The organism is Chthonomonas calidirosea T49, assembly GCF_000427095.1.
Lineage (GTDB): Bacteria > Armatimonadota > Chthonomonadetes > Chthonomonadales > Chthonomonadaceae > Chthonomonas > Chthonomonas calidirosea.
Window position 1 is genome coordinate 880,457 of the sequence record NC_021487.1, and the last position, 16,661, is coordinate 897,117.

Below are 16,661 nucleotides of genomic sequence, written 5' to 3' on the forward strand. Positions count from 1 at the left end.
GGACGAATGAGGAGACGGCTCCTATCCACCACAAGATCGTCGGTAAAGCAAAAAGGGCGAGCACCCAACGTGGTTGCTCGCCCTGATGAATGGAGCTCTTTTTAACTGCTACTCAACTTCCACAGGGGCATGAGCGCGCGGAGGCGGCGGAGTCCACGTGGGATCGTCTTGGGCTAAAAGGTGTAGGCCCAGGAACTCGGCCAGTTCCTCGTTCGTGTGCCTATCCACCCACTGTCCAAAGCTCTCCCCTTCCTTGCGCGTGCATCGGAAGCTTACCAAGAGGTTCTCAATAGCGTACTTCACTTTATCCGCCGGCACTTTCCGTGATATAGGGCGAACGAATTTTGCGTCGCCCCCCAGTCTGCCACCAAGACACACATCGTAGGCTTCTACCTGTGTCCCATCGTTTAGACGCGCTAAACAGCCCTGCAAGCCAATGTCGCCGATATGGTGCTGTCCACACGAATTTGGACAACCGTTAAGATGAATACGTATCGGTTCATCCCACACCATGCGGCTCTCCAGGTAGGAGATGATCTCCCGAAGGCGATGTTTCGTCTCTGTAATGGCCAGGTTGCAAAACTCATTACCGGTACAACATACCGCTCCCTTATGAAACTCGGAGGCTTCCACCAGGAAACCAGCCTCTTGGATGGCCTGTATCGCGGCATTTAAATCTTCGAACTTGATGTTAGGGAAGAGCAAGTTCTGTTGGTTGGTTGTGCGAATGTTTCCCTCACAATAACGTTCGGCAATGTCGGCTGCGGCAAACAGCTGTGCATCGGTAACCCGACCGGTAAGAACAGAGGTGCCGACCCAGTAGCGATCGGCCTGCTTCTGACGGTGAACTCCTAAGTGGTCCTGCTGCACCGGGCCAATAGGTTCCAACACGGGCACAGCAGGTTCTGGAGTCCATCCGAGACGCTTGATCAACTCCTCTCTGAACCGCTCTGGCCCCCAATCGGCCACAAGGAACTTCAAACGAGCATGGTTGCGGCGCTGCCGATAGCCATCATCACGAAAGATTTTGGTAACGGCAATACAGACCTCAAGCACCTGCTCTGGCTTGATGAAAACATCAAGCTTTTTGGCGAAATGCGGTTGGGTGGAAAGTCCTCCACCGACATACAGGTGAAAACCAACCTCCGACTTACCTCTGTGAAAGCGACGTACGGCCTGCAAGCCCACATCGTTAATCTGAGGCTGGGCACAGTGAATGGAACAGCCCGATATAACGATCTTGTACTTGCGGGGCAGATCCGAGAACTCTTTGTTGCCTAAAAAGTAGTTGGTGACCTCTCGAATGAGAGGGCGAGTGTCATAAAGCTCTTGTGGGTCCAAACCCGATACGGGGCACCCAGCAATATTGCGCGTAATGTCGCCACACGCCCCTGTAGTGGTAAGCCCAACCGCATGGAGGCGCTCAAAAACAGTGGGCAGGTCCTGGATGGTTAGCCAGTGAAACTGGAAATTTTGGCGCGTTGTTATGTCCGCAAAGCCACGTGCAAAATCGCGCGTGATGGAGGCAATGGTGCGAAGCTGCTCAACATTTAAATCTCCACCAGGTACCTTCACGCGCAACATGAAATGGCCAACATTCGGTTTTTGCGGGTAGATGCCATACCATCGAAAACGCTGCAGATCGTCTGGTGGAATAGCATCGTAGCCGAGTTTGGCGTAGCGAAAAATATCGTCCCAAACGTCCAAACCGTCTTTAGCCTTCTTGATCGCTTCCACATCGGCCTTCGCCATTTCCCTTTTCTCCCTATCCGAATCGCCTAAACTTGACTATTCTAGTTGGAATAGTTGGCTTTTCATAGAGTGTACCATGTCTTTCATAGGTATGTCAACGTTGGAGAAAAATTTTTTCGGCTGGAGGCGCATTGAGGAGACTTTAGGAGAAGACCGTTATCTTCAGGGGTGGGGGAAAAGGATAAAGATGTCTCCATCGGCAAGGCCCCAGTCGTTACCGAAATAGCCGGCGGCCAGCACACCCCTCAACCCCTCCGTAAGCATTTGCGCACTCAGCACGGTAGCATCCGGCCAAGCAACCCCAGAAAGAAAAACAGGCAGCCTCTGCAAAAGCCGCAAGCCAACAGAGCCCGTGGCAGCAAAAACGGCTACCGAGGCCACCGCACTGCCAGGACGCGGCCTCACAAACAGGCAAGCCAGATCATCGCCTTTCCAAACGTGCTCTCCCATGCGTACCTCACCCTCCGTTACTTGAAGAGGGCTATCCCCTAACAGCGCTTGCCAAGCGCGATTGGTCTGCGCGTTCCCATAGAGAATCACGCTGCGGTTGGGCTCGGCAGAGGTTTGAAACTCCGTGTCCGGCACCACATCCACCGAGCCGTTTCCTCGGTACCAAAACGTTTCCGCATCAAATCGCGCCTTGGCATAAAGCAAGGCGTTCTCCTCCGGCGTTCCGTGCGTTCCATAGACGAAAACCATGTTGTGAGAGAAGGCCTCCTTAAAAGGCCCGTAGCGCAGAGGGTTTTTGTCGGTAAGTGCCGGCGCCTTTCCAACATACCACCGGGTTGTAGAACGATAGAGGAAAAGCTTGCCCCCTAAAGGCCACGGAATCGATTCCAGCTTCTGATCGTCCAACTCCACCGTCACCGCTTTGCTAGGAGGCAAAACCTTATCAAGTGCTAAACAGAGGCAGGCCACGTTGTCGGTCGTACCTACAAACTGCCGCAGACCAGGGTTTACCTGCATCTGCACCGATGAAGGCTCTAAGGCGTGCTGCTGTTGCTCAATCGCTAGCCATTCATCCCAAGACGAAATACCCGGATTGAGGGTGGTAAACGAAATACGCCGAACCCCATCTACCGGCGGCAACGCATGATGGGCAAAAAAGTCGAACAGCGGAGCCCAATCCTCGCAGTCAGCCCCCGGCTCTGGTGAAATATCCCACCAATGTCCGACCCCAGGTTGCTCGTGATAGCGGTAGTCTTTATGAAATGTAGAGAGATACTTTGCCATATTCCGAGCTTCGGTTACCGGCACCGTCGTATCATCTGCGCCATGCAGAATATAGACGCCCTCCTGAGCGTAATTATGACCTAGTAACAGCGTGTCGCTCACGTTGTTGGCCCGGTTCAACATAGTACCGATGCGGGGATCGTCTGGATAACGTGGTAAATGGACATAGCTAAAAAAGCTGCACCACCCCGAGCAAGGCCCTATGGCGGCAAACTTGTCTGGGAACCAGGCACCGATCTGCCATGTGCCGTGCCCGCCCATAGAGTGTCCGGTTAAATAGACACGCTCCGGATCGTACGGTAGCGTTCGCTCCGCATGAGCCAACACCTCTAGCGCATCCATGCGCCCCCAATCTTCCCAGTCAAAGCCAAACGGGCGACGGTTCGTAGGTGCTACCAACGTCGCCCAGGACTTTGACTCGTAGGCATCCGCCTGACCGATCGCCTCCACACCAGCCCCATGCAAAGTCAACACCAACGCCGGCAAAGCTTTCTGCCCCGGAAGAGGGTTTGCAGGGTTCACGGCATAGTACTGCACACTGCCATCAATGCCGCTGCGAAAGGTAACTTTATAGGTTTGATAGGGCTGACGTATCCTTAGAGAAAGTGATGTTTTATCCAGCACCGTCCGGCCATCCTTTGCCAGCAATGTCACGCTTAATGGTACTTTCCCATCCTGTGCGAACGCCGATGCCACTATTCGAAACCCCACCTTGCGGACGCTCAGCGGCGATAGCGTTGGTACCATCGTTTCAACGACCTTTCCGTGCCCAACCGAAACGGCTAACCAAAGGCCCTTTTGCTCTCGCTCGGTTGCATTTAGTAACACCAAAGCGCCCCATATCGTGGCTTTGCGCCCAACGATGAGATCGGGCAAGGTGGTATCGGAGGGGTCGAGCATCACCGGCGAACGAGGTGACGTGAGCTGAACCTTCAGCGTGTCGCTCGTGCAAAGGAAAAGCAGGTCGTTCCGTCCAGGCTGCAGCTCAATCGGCAGGTGCACGATTCCGATCTCGTAAGGATCACCAGGGAAAGGAATGCCGTTCACATAGACCATAGCGTCTCCCATTGCTGAGAGGATGGCGATCTGATGTTTTTGACACTCTACCACGAGGTCGGCATAGCCACCTCGAAGCTCTTTTTGGGACAAAATACCCTTCTTGTCTACAGAGGCCTGCTGCCAAACCTTTACCGAGCCATCTGGTAAAGTGACAGCTTCTCCTACTGTCGGCTTTATAGGCTTACCTGCTACAATCTCCGCTTCGAGCGCATCGGTATGCACAATCGAGCGCCCATAATGGCCAACAGCGCTTAGTGTAAATGCCTGAGTGATCGCCAGGCCTTCTGCTTTAGCCACAAGTGGGCAGCCAAGCATAGGAAGCAACCAAAGAAAATAGAGCGATTTCGAGGAAAATGCTTTGTGCATCCACCAAATTCCTTTCCAGCGCACAGGCGCACGCATGCATTCAGGATGTCCATTTTATCCTACCCCACACGTGATATTTGTCAATACTACATCCAAATAAAACGGTTTTAGCATTGTTTAGGATTACTAATATCTTTTCCATCTCCAAATTGCTTAACCTCACCAAACATTTGTTCAATCGCGCGGTATACCCATGAGCAGGAATCGAACGCTCAAACAGCGAATTTTCGAGCATATAAACGAACTTTCTATTACTTCCAACAGTTTCAAGGAGAAAATCATGGGCAAAACAAAGCGTTCCCTGAAGGTGAACCGACGCGATTTCTTCACTCTTGGAGCCGCAACCCTCCTCGCAGCTATCAGTCTGCCAGATGGTGATCTGCTAGCCTTCGCGCAGAAAGAGAGGGAAAAAGACCTGGTTTACGGCATACGCCGAGAGCGATTCGAATGGGCGCAAAAAAAGGCCGCTGCCTTGGTAGCACAGATGACGCGAGAGGAGAAGATCAGCCAGGTGGGCAACAATGTGCCGGCTATCCCTCGTTTAGGTCTGCCGGCCTATAACTACTACTCCGGCGAAGCTCTCCACGGCCTCGTGCGAGGAGGCCCAGTAACCTCTTTTCCCCTCCCGCTTGCCCTCGCAAACACCTGGAATCCCGAATTGCAGTACCAAGTCTACACGGCCGTCTCCGATGAAGCGCGCGCCTACCACAATCGCGACGGCGTTGGCCTTGCCTACTATTCTCCGCAAACCATCAACACAGCAAAAGACCCTCGCTGGGGGCGCATTGAGGAGACTTTAGGAGAAGACCCCCATCTCATGAGCCTCATGGCGGTACAGGCGGTTCGTGGTATGCAGGGCGATGACCCCAACTATCTCAAGACTGTGGCATGCGCCAAACACTATATTGCCAATGAAACCGACAACGACCGCACCGCTGTCTCAGAAACGGTAGATCCCCGCAGTTTCTGGGAGTACTATGTACGCCCCTTCTATGCCTGTGTGGTAGATGGGAAGGTTTTCTCCGTGATGGGCGCTTACAACGCGGTCAACGGCATTCCCTGCTGTGCCGACAAGAACCTTCTCACCGGAATTCTGCGCGAGCGATGGGGTTTTCAAGGCTATGTCACTTCCGACTGCGACGCCATCTACAATATCTACGACCCTCATCACTACGCCACATCGCTGGCTGAAGCCTGTGCCATGGGCATTAAAGCCGGCTGCGATCTCGATTGTGGAGACACCTATCCACGCCACCTCGGGGAAGCATTCGAACAGCACCTGCTCGAGGAGGCCGACCTCGACAAAGCCGTTACGCGTCTCCTTACCGCACGCTTTCTTTTCGGCGACCTCGACCCCGAACCGAGATGCCCTTACAACAAAATTCCTTTCAGTGTGGTGGACTCGCCCAAACATCGCGCCCTTGCCCTCGAAGCTGCGCGTCAATCCATTGTGCTTCTCAAAAACGACGGCATTCTCCCGTTAGACAAAACCGCTCTAAAATCGGTGGCGGTTATCGGGCCTACGGCAGCCATCGCGCACTTGGGCGGCTACAGCGGGGCGCCCTTCCTCCGAGTCTCTCCTCTTAGCGGCATCGCCCAAGCCCTCGGCATCGGCATCCATTTCGATGAGGTTTATGCCTATCAAGCGGTTCGGCTTGAAGGAGGACCGCAGCTCGAATCCTCTGTGGAGCAGGGCGGTACCGACATCGGCTTCATTAAAAACGGCTCTTGGGTGGAGTTTCCCGCTACTGACTTCGCCGGTAAAAACGAGATCGAGGTTCGAGTTGCCAGCGATACCCAGGGCGGTACCATCGAGATTCACCTCGATCGTCTTAACGGGCCACTCCTTTGTACCCTACAGGTTCCACACACTGGCGGCTGGCAAAACTGGATCAGTCTTAAAGCACCTATCAATGGGGTGATAGGCAAGCATAAGCTCTTCTTCCTCTTCAAAGGTGGCGATGGCTACTTGCTGAATGTGGCCTGGTATCGACTTAATCCGCCTTCTCCTCCGGAAACCCACAATCCAAACGGTATCGCCTTAACCTATCAGCAAGGCTGCACCATTACCGGTGCCCGTAACGACACCATGTTCCAGAAAGCTGTCGAAGCCGCACGCCAGGCCGATGTGGCTATCGTTGTGGCCGGTGTGAATCAAGAGGTAGATGCAGAGGGGCATGATCGTGACGACATTCGGCTTACCGGTGCACAGCATGAGCTCATTCAGGCCGTCTATCAGGCCAATCCAAAAACGATTCTTGTTCTTTCTACTAACGCCCCTGTGGCGGTTACCTGGGAACAAGAAAACCTTCCGGCCATCGTGGCCGCCATTTTCGCCGGTCAGGCCCAAGGAACGGCCATTGCCGACGTGCTCTTCGGTAACTACAACCCCAGCGGTAAGCTCGCTACCACCTGGTACAAAAGCGTCGAAGACCTGCCAGACTTCCACGACTTCGATATCACTAAGCGTACCTACATGTACTTTGAGGGCGAGCCGCTCTACCCCTTTGGCTATGGCCTTAGCTATACCACCTTCCAGATTGGAAATATCCAAGTATCTCATCCGCGTCTCACGTCAGGCGGCTCTATCACCGTATCGGTGGACGTCACCAATATAGGAAAGCGAGCAGGCACCGAGGTGGTTCAGCTCTATGTTCGACCGCCTAAATCGCCTGTCAAGCGACCCAACAAGCAGCTCGTGGACTTTAAGCGAGTGGAGCTCCGTCCTGGTGAGACCAAACGCGTGGAGCTGAGCCTTCCCTACGAATCTCCTGCACTCTGGTATTGGGATGTCGCTCAGTCCAAATTCGTCCTCCAACCTGGCACCGTCACGCTCATGGTCGGTAACTCCTCCGCCCACATCGCCCATACAACGACCATCGAACTGGTCTGAAAACGATTCCCCGCTCATCACGACAAGATGAGCGGGGTTCTCCCTCAGATGTAGATGCTTTGCGTTTCTCTTTTACACAGTGCCCGCACGCCGGATAGAGGCGAATGTAGGGGCGACGCAGGCGTCGTACCCTGCCATCTCCGCGTGCAAATGTAGGGCCCCAAATGTAGGGGTGCCGGGCCTGCGCCCCTACTAAACAACGATGGAGGGTGCGCCTCCTCCACACGCACACCTTATAAGATCGCCGAGAAGTCTACATCTTTACTTGAATTACACGCCCCTCGGCGGCGTTTTGGAAGCGAAGGCGAAGCAGATGAAATGCTGGCTCCCAGTCCCAATCGCTTGTAGGAACCACCTGTGCATCTACCAATATCTGCTTAGGGCGGTGTGGGAAGCGTACACAGACAACCGCTGTAGTGCCCTCCGGTCCCTCAGCATGAAAATGGAACCACCCTCCAGCCTCACCGGCGCCTAATATCTTGCTGGCCCCAGCAAGCACTTTCGGCGTGCTCCCCGGCTCTACGCGCCCTATATCCATTAGCAAATGCCGACTGCCCGGCGTCAACACCACCTTGTTCGTCAACGCCAGATGGGGGTCAAAGAGATCCAGGAAATGCCCATCCAGCACGTGAGGTGGCTCAGGCAGCGACTCGTCGAGCCCTGCGGCCACCACATAAGGCCCTCGACGCAACACTACATAGTTTGTCACATGATAGGCAAGATGGGCAGCCTTACAGGCACGTTCTAGCACTATCTGGAAGCGTGCACTGCCGTCCGACGAATGGGTAAGCGCCGCAGGGCTTTGGTACCACCAGATTAACGCTCCCTTCCCTACCCGATGAATAGGTGTGAGCTGAGGGCTTGCGAGCACCGAATCGGATGTTCCTTTATACGAGACCCCAAGTCGATCGAAAAGTGCCTCTCGCGGTGTCGTATAGTGTAGTCCTCCCTCATTCCACCAAAAGTGAATGGCATTGTAAGGGTCGTCATCGTTGTCCACAAATACCAGTACTCCGCCCGATTGAACCCATTTAGCCAGCGCTGTATGCACATCTGGCGAGAGAGGCTTCATGCCCTCATAGGTCATAAACAACACACGATAGGGACTGAGCGCTCCTTTGCGGCCACAGGTCTCCAACTGCACTGGAGCTGCCGGAATGCCCCGCTTTAACAACGGCAGAGCTAAACCAAAGAAAGACCCTAGATGGTCATCGGAAGAGACCGGTTCGCCGCGCTCAAACATCATGCTATCCGATACCATCACCCCAATTCCTTGCGTGCCACAATCCCAATGCACATCGGTCTGTTTCATATCGTTCATCGCATTGATCACCGTGAGCAGCTCGGTGGCATAGGACGGCGGAATCGGCACGCGCTCCTCCGGTTGCCCCGCCGACCGCTGCTGGGCCGAAAGCAGAGGATATTTGCCATGCCAAACACGCTCGGGCCAAGGCATCACCTCATAGCGCCAAACCTGCGGCCACATCAGTGAGGCCGTTACCGTAGCCTCCCAGTTCTTCTGGTAGTCATCCCAAGAATGGTTTGGGTCGTCCTCCACTGGGTCGTTCAGAAACCAAACGCGCCCCCCACCAGCCCGCACCACGTTCATCATCGCACCATACTCAAAAAACGCTGTCTCAAAAGTTCTCTCGCGGAGCACTCCATCGTAATTATTGGGTGTGCGCGCCGTGCCCGTCCATACCTGAGCAATGTAACCGTCCGCTCCTACCAAACGCAGACTAGATTCTGGGCTTACGATACGCCAGTGCGCGTAGTTGATGAGACTGTGTGTGGGCACATAGCATCGAACCTGCTTGCCTGTTCGCCTATTGTAGGCATGGACGTAGTCGAATATCTGTTTCAAAGCACGACGGTAAAGATAGTATTTTAACAAGGACGCTCGAAACTGAGCGTCTGGACTGCTATGGGGTGGTACCCAAGGGGTCTTATAGTAGTCTTGCCACTCCCTCTTAAACCCTGCACTATAGCCGGCACGAACCCAAAACTCTGGCTCCTCCAAAAAGATCGACTCGGCGCCAGCATCTAAAGCGCGTTGCACCCCCAAACAAAGAAACTTACCGTAGTTTTTGCCGGGGCACATATAGTACACATCGCCCCCATGAGAAATCACGTTCCCATAGCGATCGGTCTGCGCCTCATCTACATGGTTGATCCCATCAAAGCGCCCGTAGAGGTAGTCTTGGTAGTTTCCCCACGACACTCCCGTCATAACCCCTACGCGATAGCCCTGTGCTTTCCACTCGGCAATGCGGGCACCGATATCAGGACCTACCCCGTAACAGAGGGCTAAGTCGGAATCCAACTGAAGCCCGGGGTCCCAGTGCGCTCCCGTCTGGAAACAGGTGCGCTCCTCTTTCTGCAAAGGGTCTACAGGACGTGCTGCAGAACCCGTCGGCATCTGCGCCATAAGCAAAACGATTCCACCCACCAGAAAACCTATTGGAAAACCAGAGACCATCGGCAGGAAAACTCCTTGAAAGTTTGTTGAAAGGTTCTTTTGCTGAAGCAAGCACAGGTGCTCTCTAGTTTACCCATAAAGTGTCCAAACTCCTCTCCCCACTTCGACAAAGAGGGAATAGAGAGAAAGGACAAGATAGGGGCAAACGCGACAAGCTTCTTTGCTACCCCTCATCCCCAATCCTAGGAGCGGGAAGACCGACGCTAAGTTTCTCTAAAGGAGCCCCACTCGTCTTCATCTTTTGAAGGCCACGGAAAAGGTAAAATCTTGTGCAAGCGTAACACCACCTCGTTAGGAAGATAGGTGCAACTTAAACAGCTTCAGCTACTTGGCTTTAAAACCTTTGCCGACCGTATCGAGCTCCAGATCGGCCCTGGGCTCACCGCCATTGTGGGGCCGAACGGCTCGGGTAAATCCAACATCGTAGATGCCATCCTCTGGGTGCTAGGCGAACAGAACCCTCGTCTCCTTCGCGCCGAACGCGCTCAGGATGTTATCTTCAGTGGCTCCGATAAACGCAAACCTCTTGGCATGGCAGAGGTGCGCCTTCTGCTCGACAATTCCGATCACTTCTTGCCCATCTCCTTTTCTGAAGTCAGCATTTCCCGACGTATCTATCGCTCCGGCGAAAGCCAATACTTCATTAACGGCGCTCCCTGCCGCATGAAAGACATTGTGGAGCTGTTTCTAGATACCGGCGCCGGCAAAGGCGCCTACGCCGTTGTTGGGCAACAGGAAGTGGACGCTGTCCTTTCAGCCCGCCCAGAAGATCGGCGTGAGCTGTTTGAGGAGGCCGCAGGCATCAAAAAGTATCGTGTCAAAAAGCGGGAGGCTCTACGTAAACTGGAGGCGGCCGAGGCCAACCTCCAACGCGTGCGCGATATCCTTCGTGAGCTGGAAGCGCAAAAAGAACCCCTGGAGCGCCAAGTCATCGCCGCCCGCCGCTATCTCGGCTACCAAGAGCGCTTACGCGAAATTGAGGTCGGCCTGCTTGTTGCCGAGGCGAAACAGGCGGATTATGAGCTCTATGGCATCCGTCAAGAGCAAGAGCTGGATCGTGCAGAACTGCATCGCATCGAAATACAACAGGCTCAGTTCGAGCAGCATCTTGCCGAGCTAACAGAGCAAGTGGTTCAGGTGGAAGAGAATTTGGAGATCGCGCGCACAAACCACCAAAACCTGCTCTCCATGGCGGAACGTCTCCAGAGCCGTATGGCCGTTTTAGAGGAGCGCGCCCGCGCCGCCGTTCGCACCAAAGAACAAGCTCTTCAAGAGATCGCCGAGCTGAATACTCAGAAAGAGCTACTGGAAAATTTGATCGCTTCAGAGGCCGAAGAGAGCGCGCGCCTGCAAGCCGAACTGGCGGAACGTGAACAGGCGTGGGCTGCCGAGCAAGCGGCCCTCCAAGCAGTTGAACAGGCCGTCGCCGAGATTTTACGCGAGTTGGAGGCGCAGCGAAGCCAGCAACTACGACGCGCTGAAGAGCGGGCTGGCCGCCTCGCTGCACTAGACGGAGTAAAAGCTCGCCTTGACGAAACCCGCCAACAGCTCGATGCCCTGCTGAAAGAAGCGACCCTGCTACAAGAGCAGCGACTACAGGCTGAGGAGCGCCTGCGCCAACTTACCGTAGAGCAGGCGCAAAGAAGAGCCCAAAGGGATGAGCTATACCAAACCCAAGAGCATCTAGAGACCCAACAAAAAGGGTTGCAGGCGGAGGCCGATGCGTGCCGCAATCGCTGGGAAGCAGCTCGACGTGCCTACTCCGAGCAGGCTGCACGCCTCTCTACCCTCATAGAGCTGCAGGAAAGCTATGAAGGCTTCTATTATGGAGTGCGGGCTCTGCTTCAAGCCGCTCGGGCGGGTGCCGTTCGAGGGGACTATCGCCCTGTGGTAGACCTCCTCACCGTTCCAAAACCCTACCGTATCGCTATTGAAGTTGCGCTAGGTAGTAGTTTACAAGACATCGTTACCCCTTCGGCAGAAGAGGCTAAAGCCGGCATCGCCTGGCTTAAGCAACATCGAGCCGGGCGTGTTACCTTTCTTCCCCTTACTCTGTTGCGCCCAGGCCGTCCTCTCGACCCTCTTCCTGCAGAGGAAGGAATCGAAGGTGTGGCCGTCAATCTCGTTGGTTTCGATAACCGCTACGTTCCGGCGATTCAGCTTCTTCTCGGACGCGTGGTGGTTGTGCGCAATCTAGATACAGCGATTACGCTGTCTCGTCGTCTTTCCGGCTGGTCGCGCATGGTTACTCTGGAAGGAGAGCTGCTCACTCCAGGAGGGGCGCTCACCGGCGGCTCCCTACAAGGATTGGGGGCCCACCTTGTAGGACGTAAAGGAGAGATAGATGACCTAAAAACTCGCTTACCCGACCTTCAAGCCGAGGTGGATCGTCTCGCCACCCAACATAAAGAGCTGCTTCAAAAACAACAGGAGACCGCCAAAGAGCATGCCAACCTCATGCAGGAGCTTGCCAACCTCGATCAGGCCATCGCCATCGCCGCCGGCACCCAGGCCGCAGCTGAAAGAGAGCTTGCGCGTCTTCAACGCCAGGAGGTAGAGCATCAACAAGCCCAGCAACTGCTTAAAACCCGCATCGGCGAGCTGGAAAAGGAGCAAGAAAGGCTTGAAAACCTCATTCTCTCGCGCCATGAGGACGACACGGATGCCGAAAACGCCCTCATCGCCCTGCAGAAGGAGGTCGAAATTCGTATCGCTAAGCGGGATGCCCTTCGCAGCAACGCCGCTCGACTGGAGGTAGAAACCACCGAACTTCGTACACAACTTCAGGGACTAAAGCGCTCACAACAAGAGAATCGCCAAGCGCTTGAAGAGTTACAACGTCGCATAGAGCAACGCAAAAGCCTACATGCTCAGATACAGCAGGAAGAAGCCAAAGTCGCAGAGGAGACGACGCGCCTAGCCGAACAACGACAACAGATCCTGCGCCAGCTGCAAGAGGCCGAAAAATCGGTACAGCAGTGTCTCACTAGTCGCCAGCAGAAACTCGATGCCCACACCAAAACAAACGAAGCGCTGCGCGAAGCGACTCAACGCCATAGGGAGATCACAGTGCGTCTGCATGAAACAGAACTGCGCATCGCGCGCCTCGAAATGCAGCTCTCTCAAGCAGCAGAAAGGCTACTTCAAGAGTATAACCTCCCTATAGAACAGGCTCTCTGTTATCAAGAGACGGTTGCGCTAGATGAGAATACCGTGCGAGAGGTTGCGCGTCTACGTCGTGAAATACGGGCGATGGGCCACGTCAATACAGGAGCCATTGAGGAGTTCGAGCGACTGACAGAACGCTGCGACTTTCTCACCACACAACAGGCAGATTTAGAAAAAAGCCGAGCAGGACTATTGGACACAATCTCAGAGATTGATGCTAGCACACGTGATATCTTTCTGCAGACCTTCGAGGCCGTGCGCGAAGAGTTCGACCGACTTTTTAAGCGGCTTTTCGGTGGAGGTAGGGCCCAGCTTCTTCTTACGAACCCCAACGATCTGTTAGAAACCGGCATCGAGATCATCGCCCAACCTCCCGGCAAAAAGGCTCAAAATCTTTCCCTTCTCTCCGGCGGAGAGCGGGCGTTAACCGCTATCGCCTTGCTGTTTGCCTTTTTGTCCGTGCGGCCCAGCCCCTTTGTCATCCTCGATGAAGTGGATGCCCCTCTCGATGGCGCCAACGTGGAGAAGTTTGTTCAGCTTGTGCGTGAATTTAGCGAACGAAGCCAGTTTCTGGTGATCACCCACAACCCCGTCACCATGGAGGCAGCTCCGATCTGGTATGGTGTCACGATGCGCGAGCCGGGAGTAAGTAGTATTATAAGCTATCGCGTGCCTCAACTGAAGGAAAGCGATCCAACGCAGCTGTCGGAGGTGGGAAGTCCTAATGGAGAGAAGACATTTTCTTAAAACGCTGCTGGGGAGCGGTATTGCTCTCGCTGCCGGGGGCTGTGCAGCCCCCGTACCTGGAACGGGAGCGGTAGGGGGCAAAAGTCTCACCGTCACCATGCGCTTCGCTGGCCCCATGAATCCCGCTTTCTACTACTTCTTTCTCATCAACCGCTATGGAGCCACCGGAAGCCTCAGCGCCCGAGGGCCGGTCGCTGTCTATGCCCCCGGCCAAGGCGGCCTTGTGGGCTACGGCAACGGCTTCGCCACCGGCTCTCCAGGCAATCTTGGTACCCCACCAGACTACGGTCTTACGGACTACGTGCTCTACAACCAGAATCAGCCTGGCGGTATCGGAGTCTACCACTTCCCCGGCGACCCCAACATCCCCAACGCCGCCATCTACCAAGGCATGCCCGCTCAGTATACCCTCCCCGATCTCACCAATCTTTCAGATATTGCGGGCGCTTCCACCCTCTCTTTCCGACTTCAACTCTCTCAACTGATCACCGATACTTCCGACCCCAACCAAAAAGTGCAGGAGGCGGCGGCTATCCGCTATCTTCAGGTGAATATCGTAGCCACCAACTATGTGCCGACCGACCAAAACTCCAGCGGTATAAAAGAGGTGGATGCCATGGGCAATACGCTCGATCCGACCCAAGAGAGCAGCTTCCTCACCATTGACCTCAGTCAGAACCGTACTTATACCTCTCAAGATACCACAACCTTGCTCTCACCAGAGCCGGCAGGTGATGTCTATCCGGCGGGTACCAAGAACGATGCCATAGATATCATCTATTGGTCTATCACGGTCAGTAGCTAAAGATAGGTACGCGCCACGGAAGGGCTGGAGGCAATCCTTCCGGCAAAGGATGTACATCCGGATGAAGCGCATGCGCCAAAATCTCTAAGCTATCCACAAGCCGCGGGCCGGGACGGCTGAAGTAGTGCGAACCGTTGATGATGTACACCCGTCCTGAACGTACACAGGGTAGCTCCTGCCAACGAGGCCTGCCCTCCAAAAGAGGCATATCCTGCAGCGTCCGCTCGACAGTGTACCCACAACAGGCGATCACGAGCACTTCAGGTTGCCAAGCAACCAGCTCCTCCCAGTGCATGGTTCGAGAAGGGAGACCCGCTTTTCCAAGGCCCTCAATGCCTCCAGCAAGCTCCACCAACTCTGGGCTCCAATGCCCACAGGTAAAGGGGGGATCAATCCATTCCAAAAGCGTTACGCGCGGTTTATAGGAGATACGCTCCGTTCTCTCTCGTACAGCCATCACACGCGCCTTAAGAGAACGAATAAGCTGTTCGGCAGAATCCTCATGCCCGGTTGCCTCACCCACGCTACGAATGGCCTCATACAGGTCGTCCAAACATGCCGGCTCAAGGTTTACCACGCGGGGTGCTCCAGGAAGTTGGCAGGCTGCCGCGCGTACTTCGGCCTCCGCCACAGCACAAACATCGCATAGGGCCTGCGTGATGATGAGGTCGGGGTGCAGTTTCTCCAACACCTCCATGTTCAAGGTATAGAGGGCCTTATCCGTTTTAAGGCGCTCTCGCACCAACGCATCTATCTCGGCGCTGGTAGCGGTATGGGGGATAAGCGTTTTGGTAACCTTTGGCAACTGCTGCACAAACGGCGGATAGTCGCACTCGTGAGTGACGCCTACTAGCTGTTCCCCTAACCCGAGCGCACAGACGATCTCCGTTGCACTTGGCAATAACGACACGATTCGCATCCGACGACCTCCTTTTTCAATGACTGCAACATTTTACCCACTCCTTCTTCTAAGTTAGATAAGCGAGATCTATCGGAAACAAGCACGGCTTATGGAGTTTATGCGCCCTTACGGATTTATGCGCCTAATCCCGTAGATGCTTCCCGGTGAGCGAGAGAAAAACGTCCTCTAAGGTGGGCTGTTTGATGTTGATAGAGGCGATAGGAAGTTGGTAGGAATTCAGGAGACGCACTAATTCGGGGAGAACCTGATAGGGTTTTGCGCTGTATACCATGATAACAGGTTGACCGAAGCCTTCCTGAGAAAGCTCTTTTACTTCGATGACATCTACAAAGGGCACTAAGGAAAGGGCCGCTTTCAGCTCGTCGTCTATCTTCTGTATATCAAGGCTGGCCTCTTTCCCCTCAATGATCAGCTCGATCGCAGAGCCACCTTCGCGAGCAATAAGGTTAGCCACGGTGTCGCAGGCGATAAGCTTTCCTCTATCTATAATGCCCACTCGGTGGCAAAGCATCTGCACCTCCTCCATGTAGTGGCTTGTGTAGAGGATAGTGAGACCGTTTCGATTCAGCGCACGGATTCCCTCAAAGATGTGATTACGTGACTGCGGATCGACTCCAACGGTGGGCTCATCTAGCAAGAGGAGCTGAGGTGCATGCAGAAGCCCCGCAGCCAAATTGAGCCGACGTTTCATTCCTCCCGAATACTTTTCTACAAGCCGATCGGCGTGCTCTGCAAGCCCCACAAGCTCGAGCACTTCCGCCACACGGCGAGCGAGCACCGAACCTTGCAGACCATAGAGCCTTCCGAAGAAGAAAAGATTCTCTCTGCCAGTGAGTTTGGTATAGATCGCTAACTCTTGTGGAACCACTCCCAACCGACTGCGTTCTTCAGGAGCAGCTCGATAAGGCACACCTTCGAAAAGAATTTGTCCCGCGGTAGGCAGCAGAATCCCTGCAAGCATGTTAATGGTGGTCGTTTTGCCCGCCCCGTTAGGCCCTAAGAGGCCGAATATCTCCCCCCTTTTAACGGAAAAACTCACACCATCTACTGCCGTAATGTCGTCGTAGGTCTTCCGCAGGTCGTCCACTTGCAACAGCACGTCGTCTTCATCCATTTTTCTACACGATCTACCTCTCAGTCTTGAAGGCCTCTCAACTAGGAATAATGTACCTAAGTCTTTAGCTATTTGCAGCAGACAAGAGTTTTTCTAAATGCACCATTTCTTCCTGCTAATAGT

At 54.4% G+C, this 16,661-nt stretch carries 8 protein-coding genes; 3 read left to right on the forward strand and 5 right to left on the reverse strand.

Annotated elements, in window-relative coordinates; translation table 11 throughout:
• Positions 1–108 precede the first annotated feature (108 nt).
• Both CCALI_RS03760 and CCALI_RS03765 read right to left on the reverse strand, forming a co-directional pair.
• Positions 109–1,752: a nitrite/sulfite reductase gene (locus CCALI_RS03760; protein WP_016482144.1), complete on the reverse strand. Its 1,644-nt coding sequence runs from the start codon at positions 1,750–1,752 to the stop codon at positions 109–111.
• Positions 1,753–1,914: 162 nt separating this feature from the next.
• Positions 1,915–4,410 carry a carboxylesterase family protein gene (locus CCALI_RS03765; protein WP_016482145.1) on the reverse strand — a complete coding sequence of 832 codons (2,496 nt, stop codon included), beginning with the start codon at positions 4,408–4,410 and terminating at the stop codon, positions 1,915–1,917.
• A 280-nt stretch (positions 4,411–4,690) separates the two neighbouring features.
• Between CCALI_RS03765 and CCALI_RS03770 the strand changes: the two genes are divergently transcribed.
• Positions 4,691–7,303 (forward strand): glycoside hydrolase family 3 C-terminal domain-containing protein, encoded by a 2,613-nt coding sequence (locus CCALI_RS03770; RefSeq protein ID WP_016482146.1) that lies wholly within the window; start codon positions 4,691–4,693, stop codon positions 7,301–7,303.
• A 253-nt stretch (positions 7,304–7,556) separates the two neighbouring features.
• On the opposite strand, the gene CCALI_RS03775 is transcribed toward CCALI_RS03770, so the two are convergent.
• Positions 7,557–9,782, reverse strand: a complete 2,226-nt coding sequence (locus CCALI_RS03775) for a hypothetical protein (RefSeq protein WP_016482147.1) — start codon at positions 9,780–9,782, stop codon at positions 7,557–7,559.
• A gap of 303 nt (positions 9,783–10,085) precedes the next feature.
• Between CCALI_RS03775 and smc the strand changes: the two genes are divergently transcribed.
• Together smc and CCALI_RS03785 are read left to right on the forward strand one after the other, a co-directional pair.
• Positions 10,086–13,697, forward strand: coding sequence for a chromosome segregation protein SMC (gene smc, locus CCALI_RS14815; protein WP_016482148.1), 3,612 nt, complete (start codon positions 10,086–10,088; stop codon positions 13,695–13,697).
• Positions 13,675–14,502: a twin-arginine translocation signal domain-containing protein gene (locus tag CCALI_RS03785; RefSeq protein ID WP_016482149.1), complete on the forward strand. Its 828-nt coding sequence runs from the start codon at positions 13,675–13,677 to the stop codon at positions 14,500–14,502. The genes smc and CCALI_RS03785 overlap by 23 nt, the downstream gene beginning before the upstream one ends.
• Here the strand turns inward: CCALI_RS03785 and CCALI_RS03790 are convergent.
• Together CCALI_RS03790 and CCALI_RS03795 are read right to left on the reverse strand one after the other, a co-directional pair.
• Entirely contained in the window at positions 14,492–15,421 is a 930-nt protein-coding gene (locus CCALI_RS03790) for a cobalamin-binding protein (RefSeq protein ID WP_016482150.1), read from the reverse strand. The genes CCALI_RS03785 and CCALI_RS03790 overlap by 11 nt on opposite strands.
• 124 nt (positions 15,422–15,545) lie before the next feature.
• On the reverse strand, positions 15,546–16,538 hold the full coding sequence (locus CCALI_RS03795; protein ID WP_016482151.1) for an ABC transporter ATP-binding protein: 993 nt from the start codon (positions 16,536–16,538) through the stop codon (positions 15,546–15,548).
• Between the last annotated feature and the right edge of the window lie 123 nt (positions 16,539–16,661).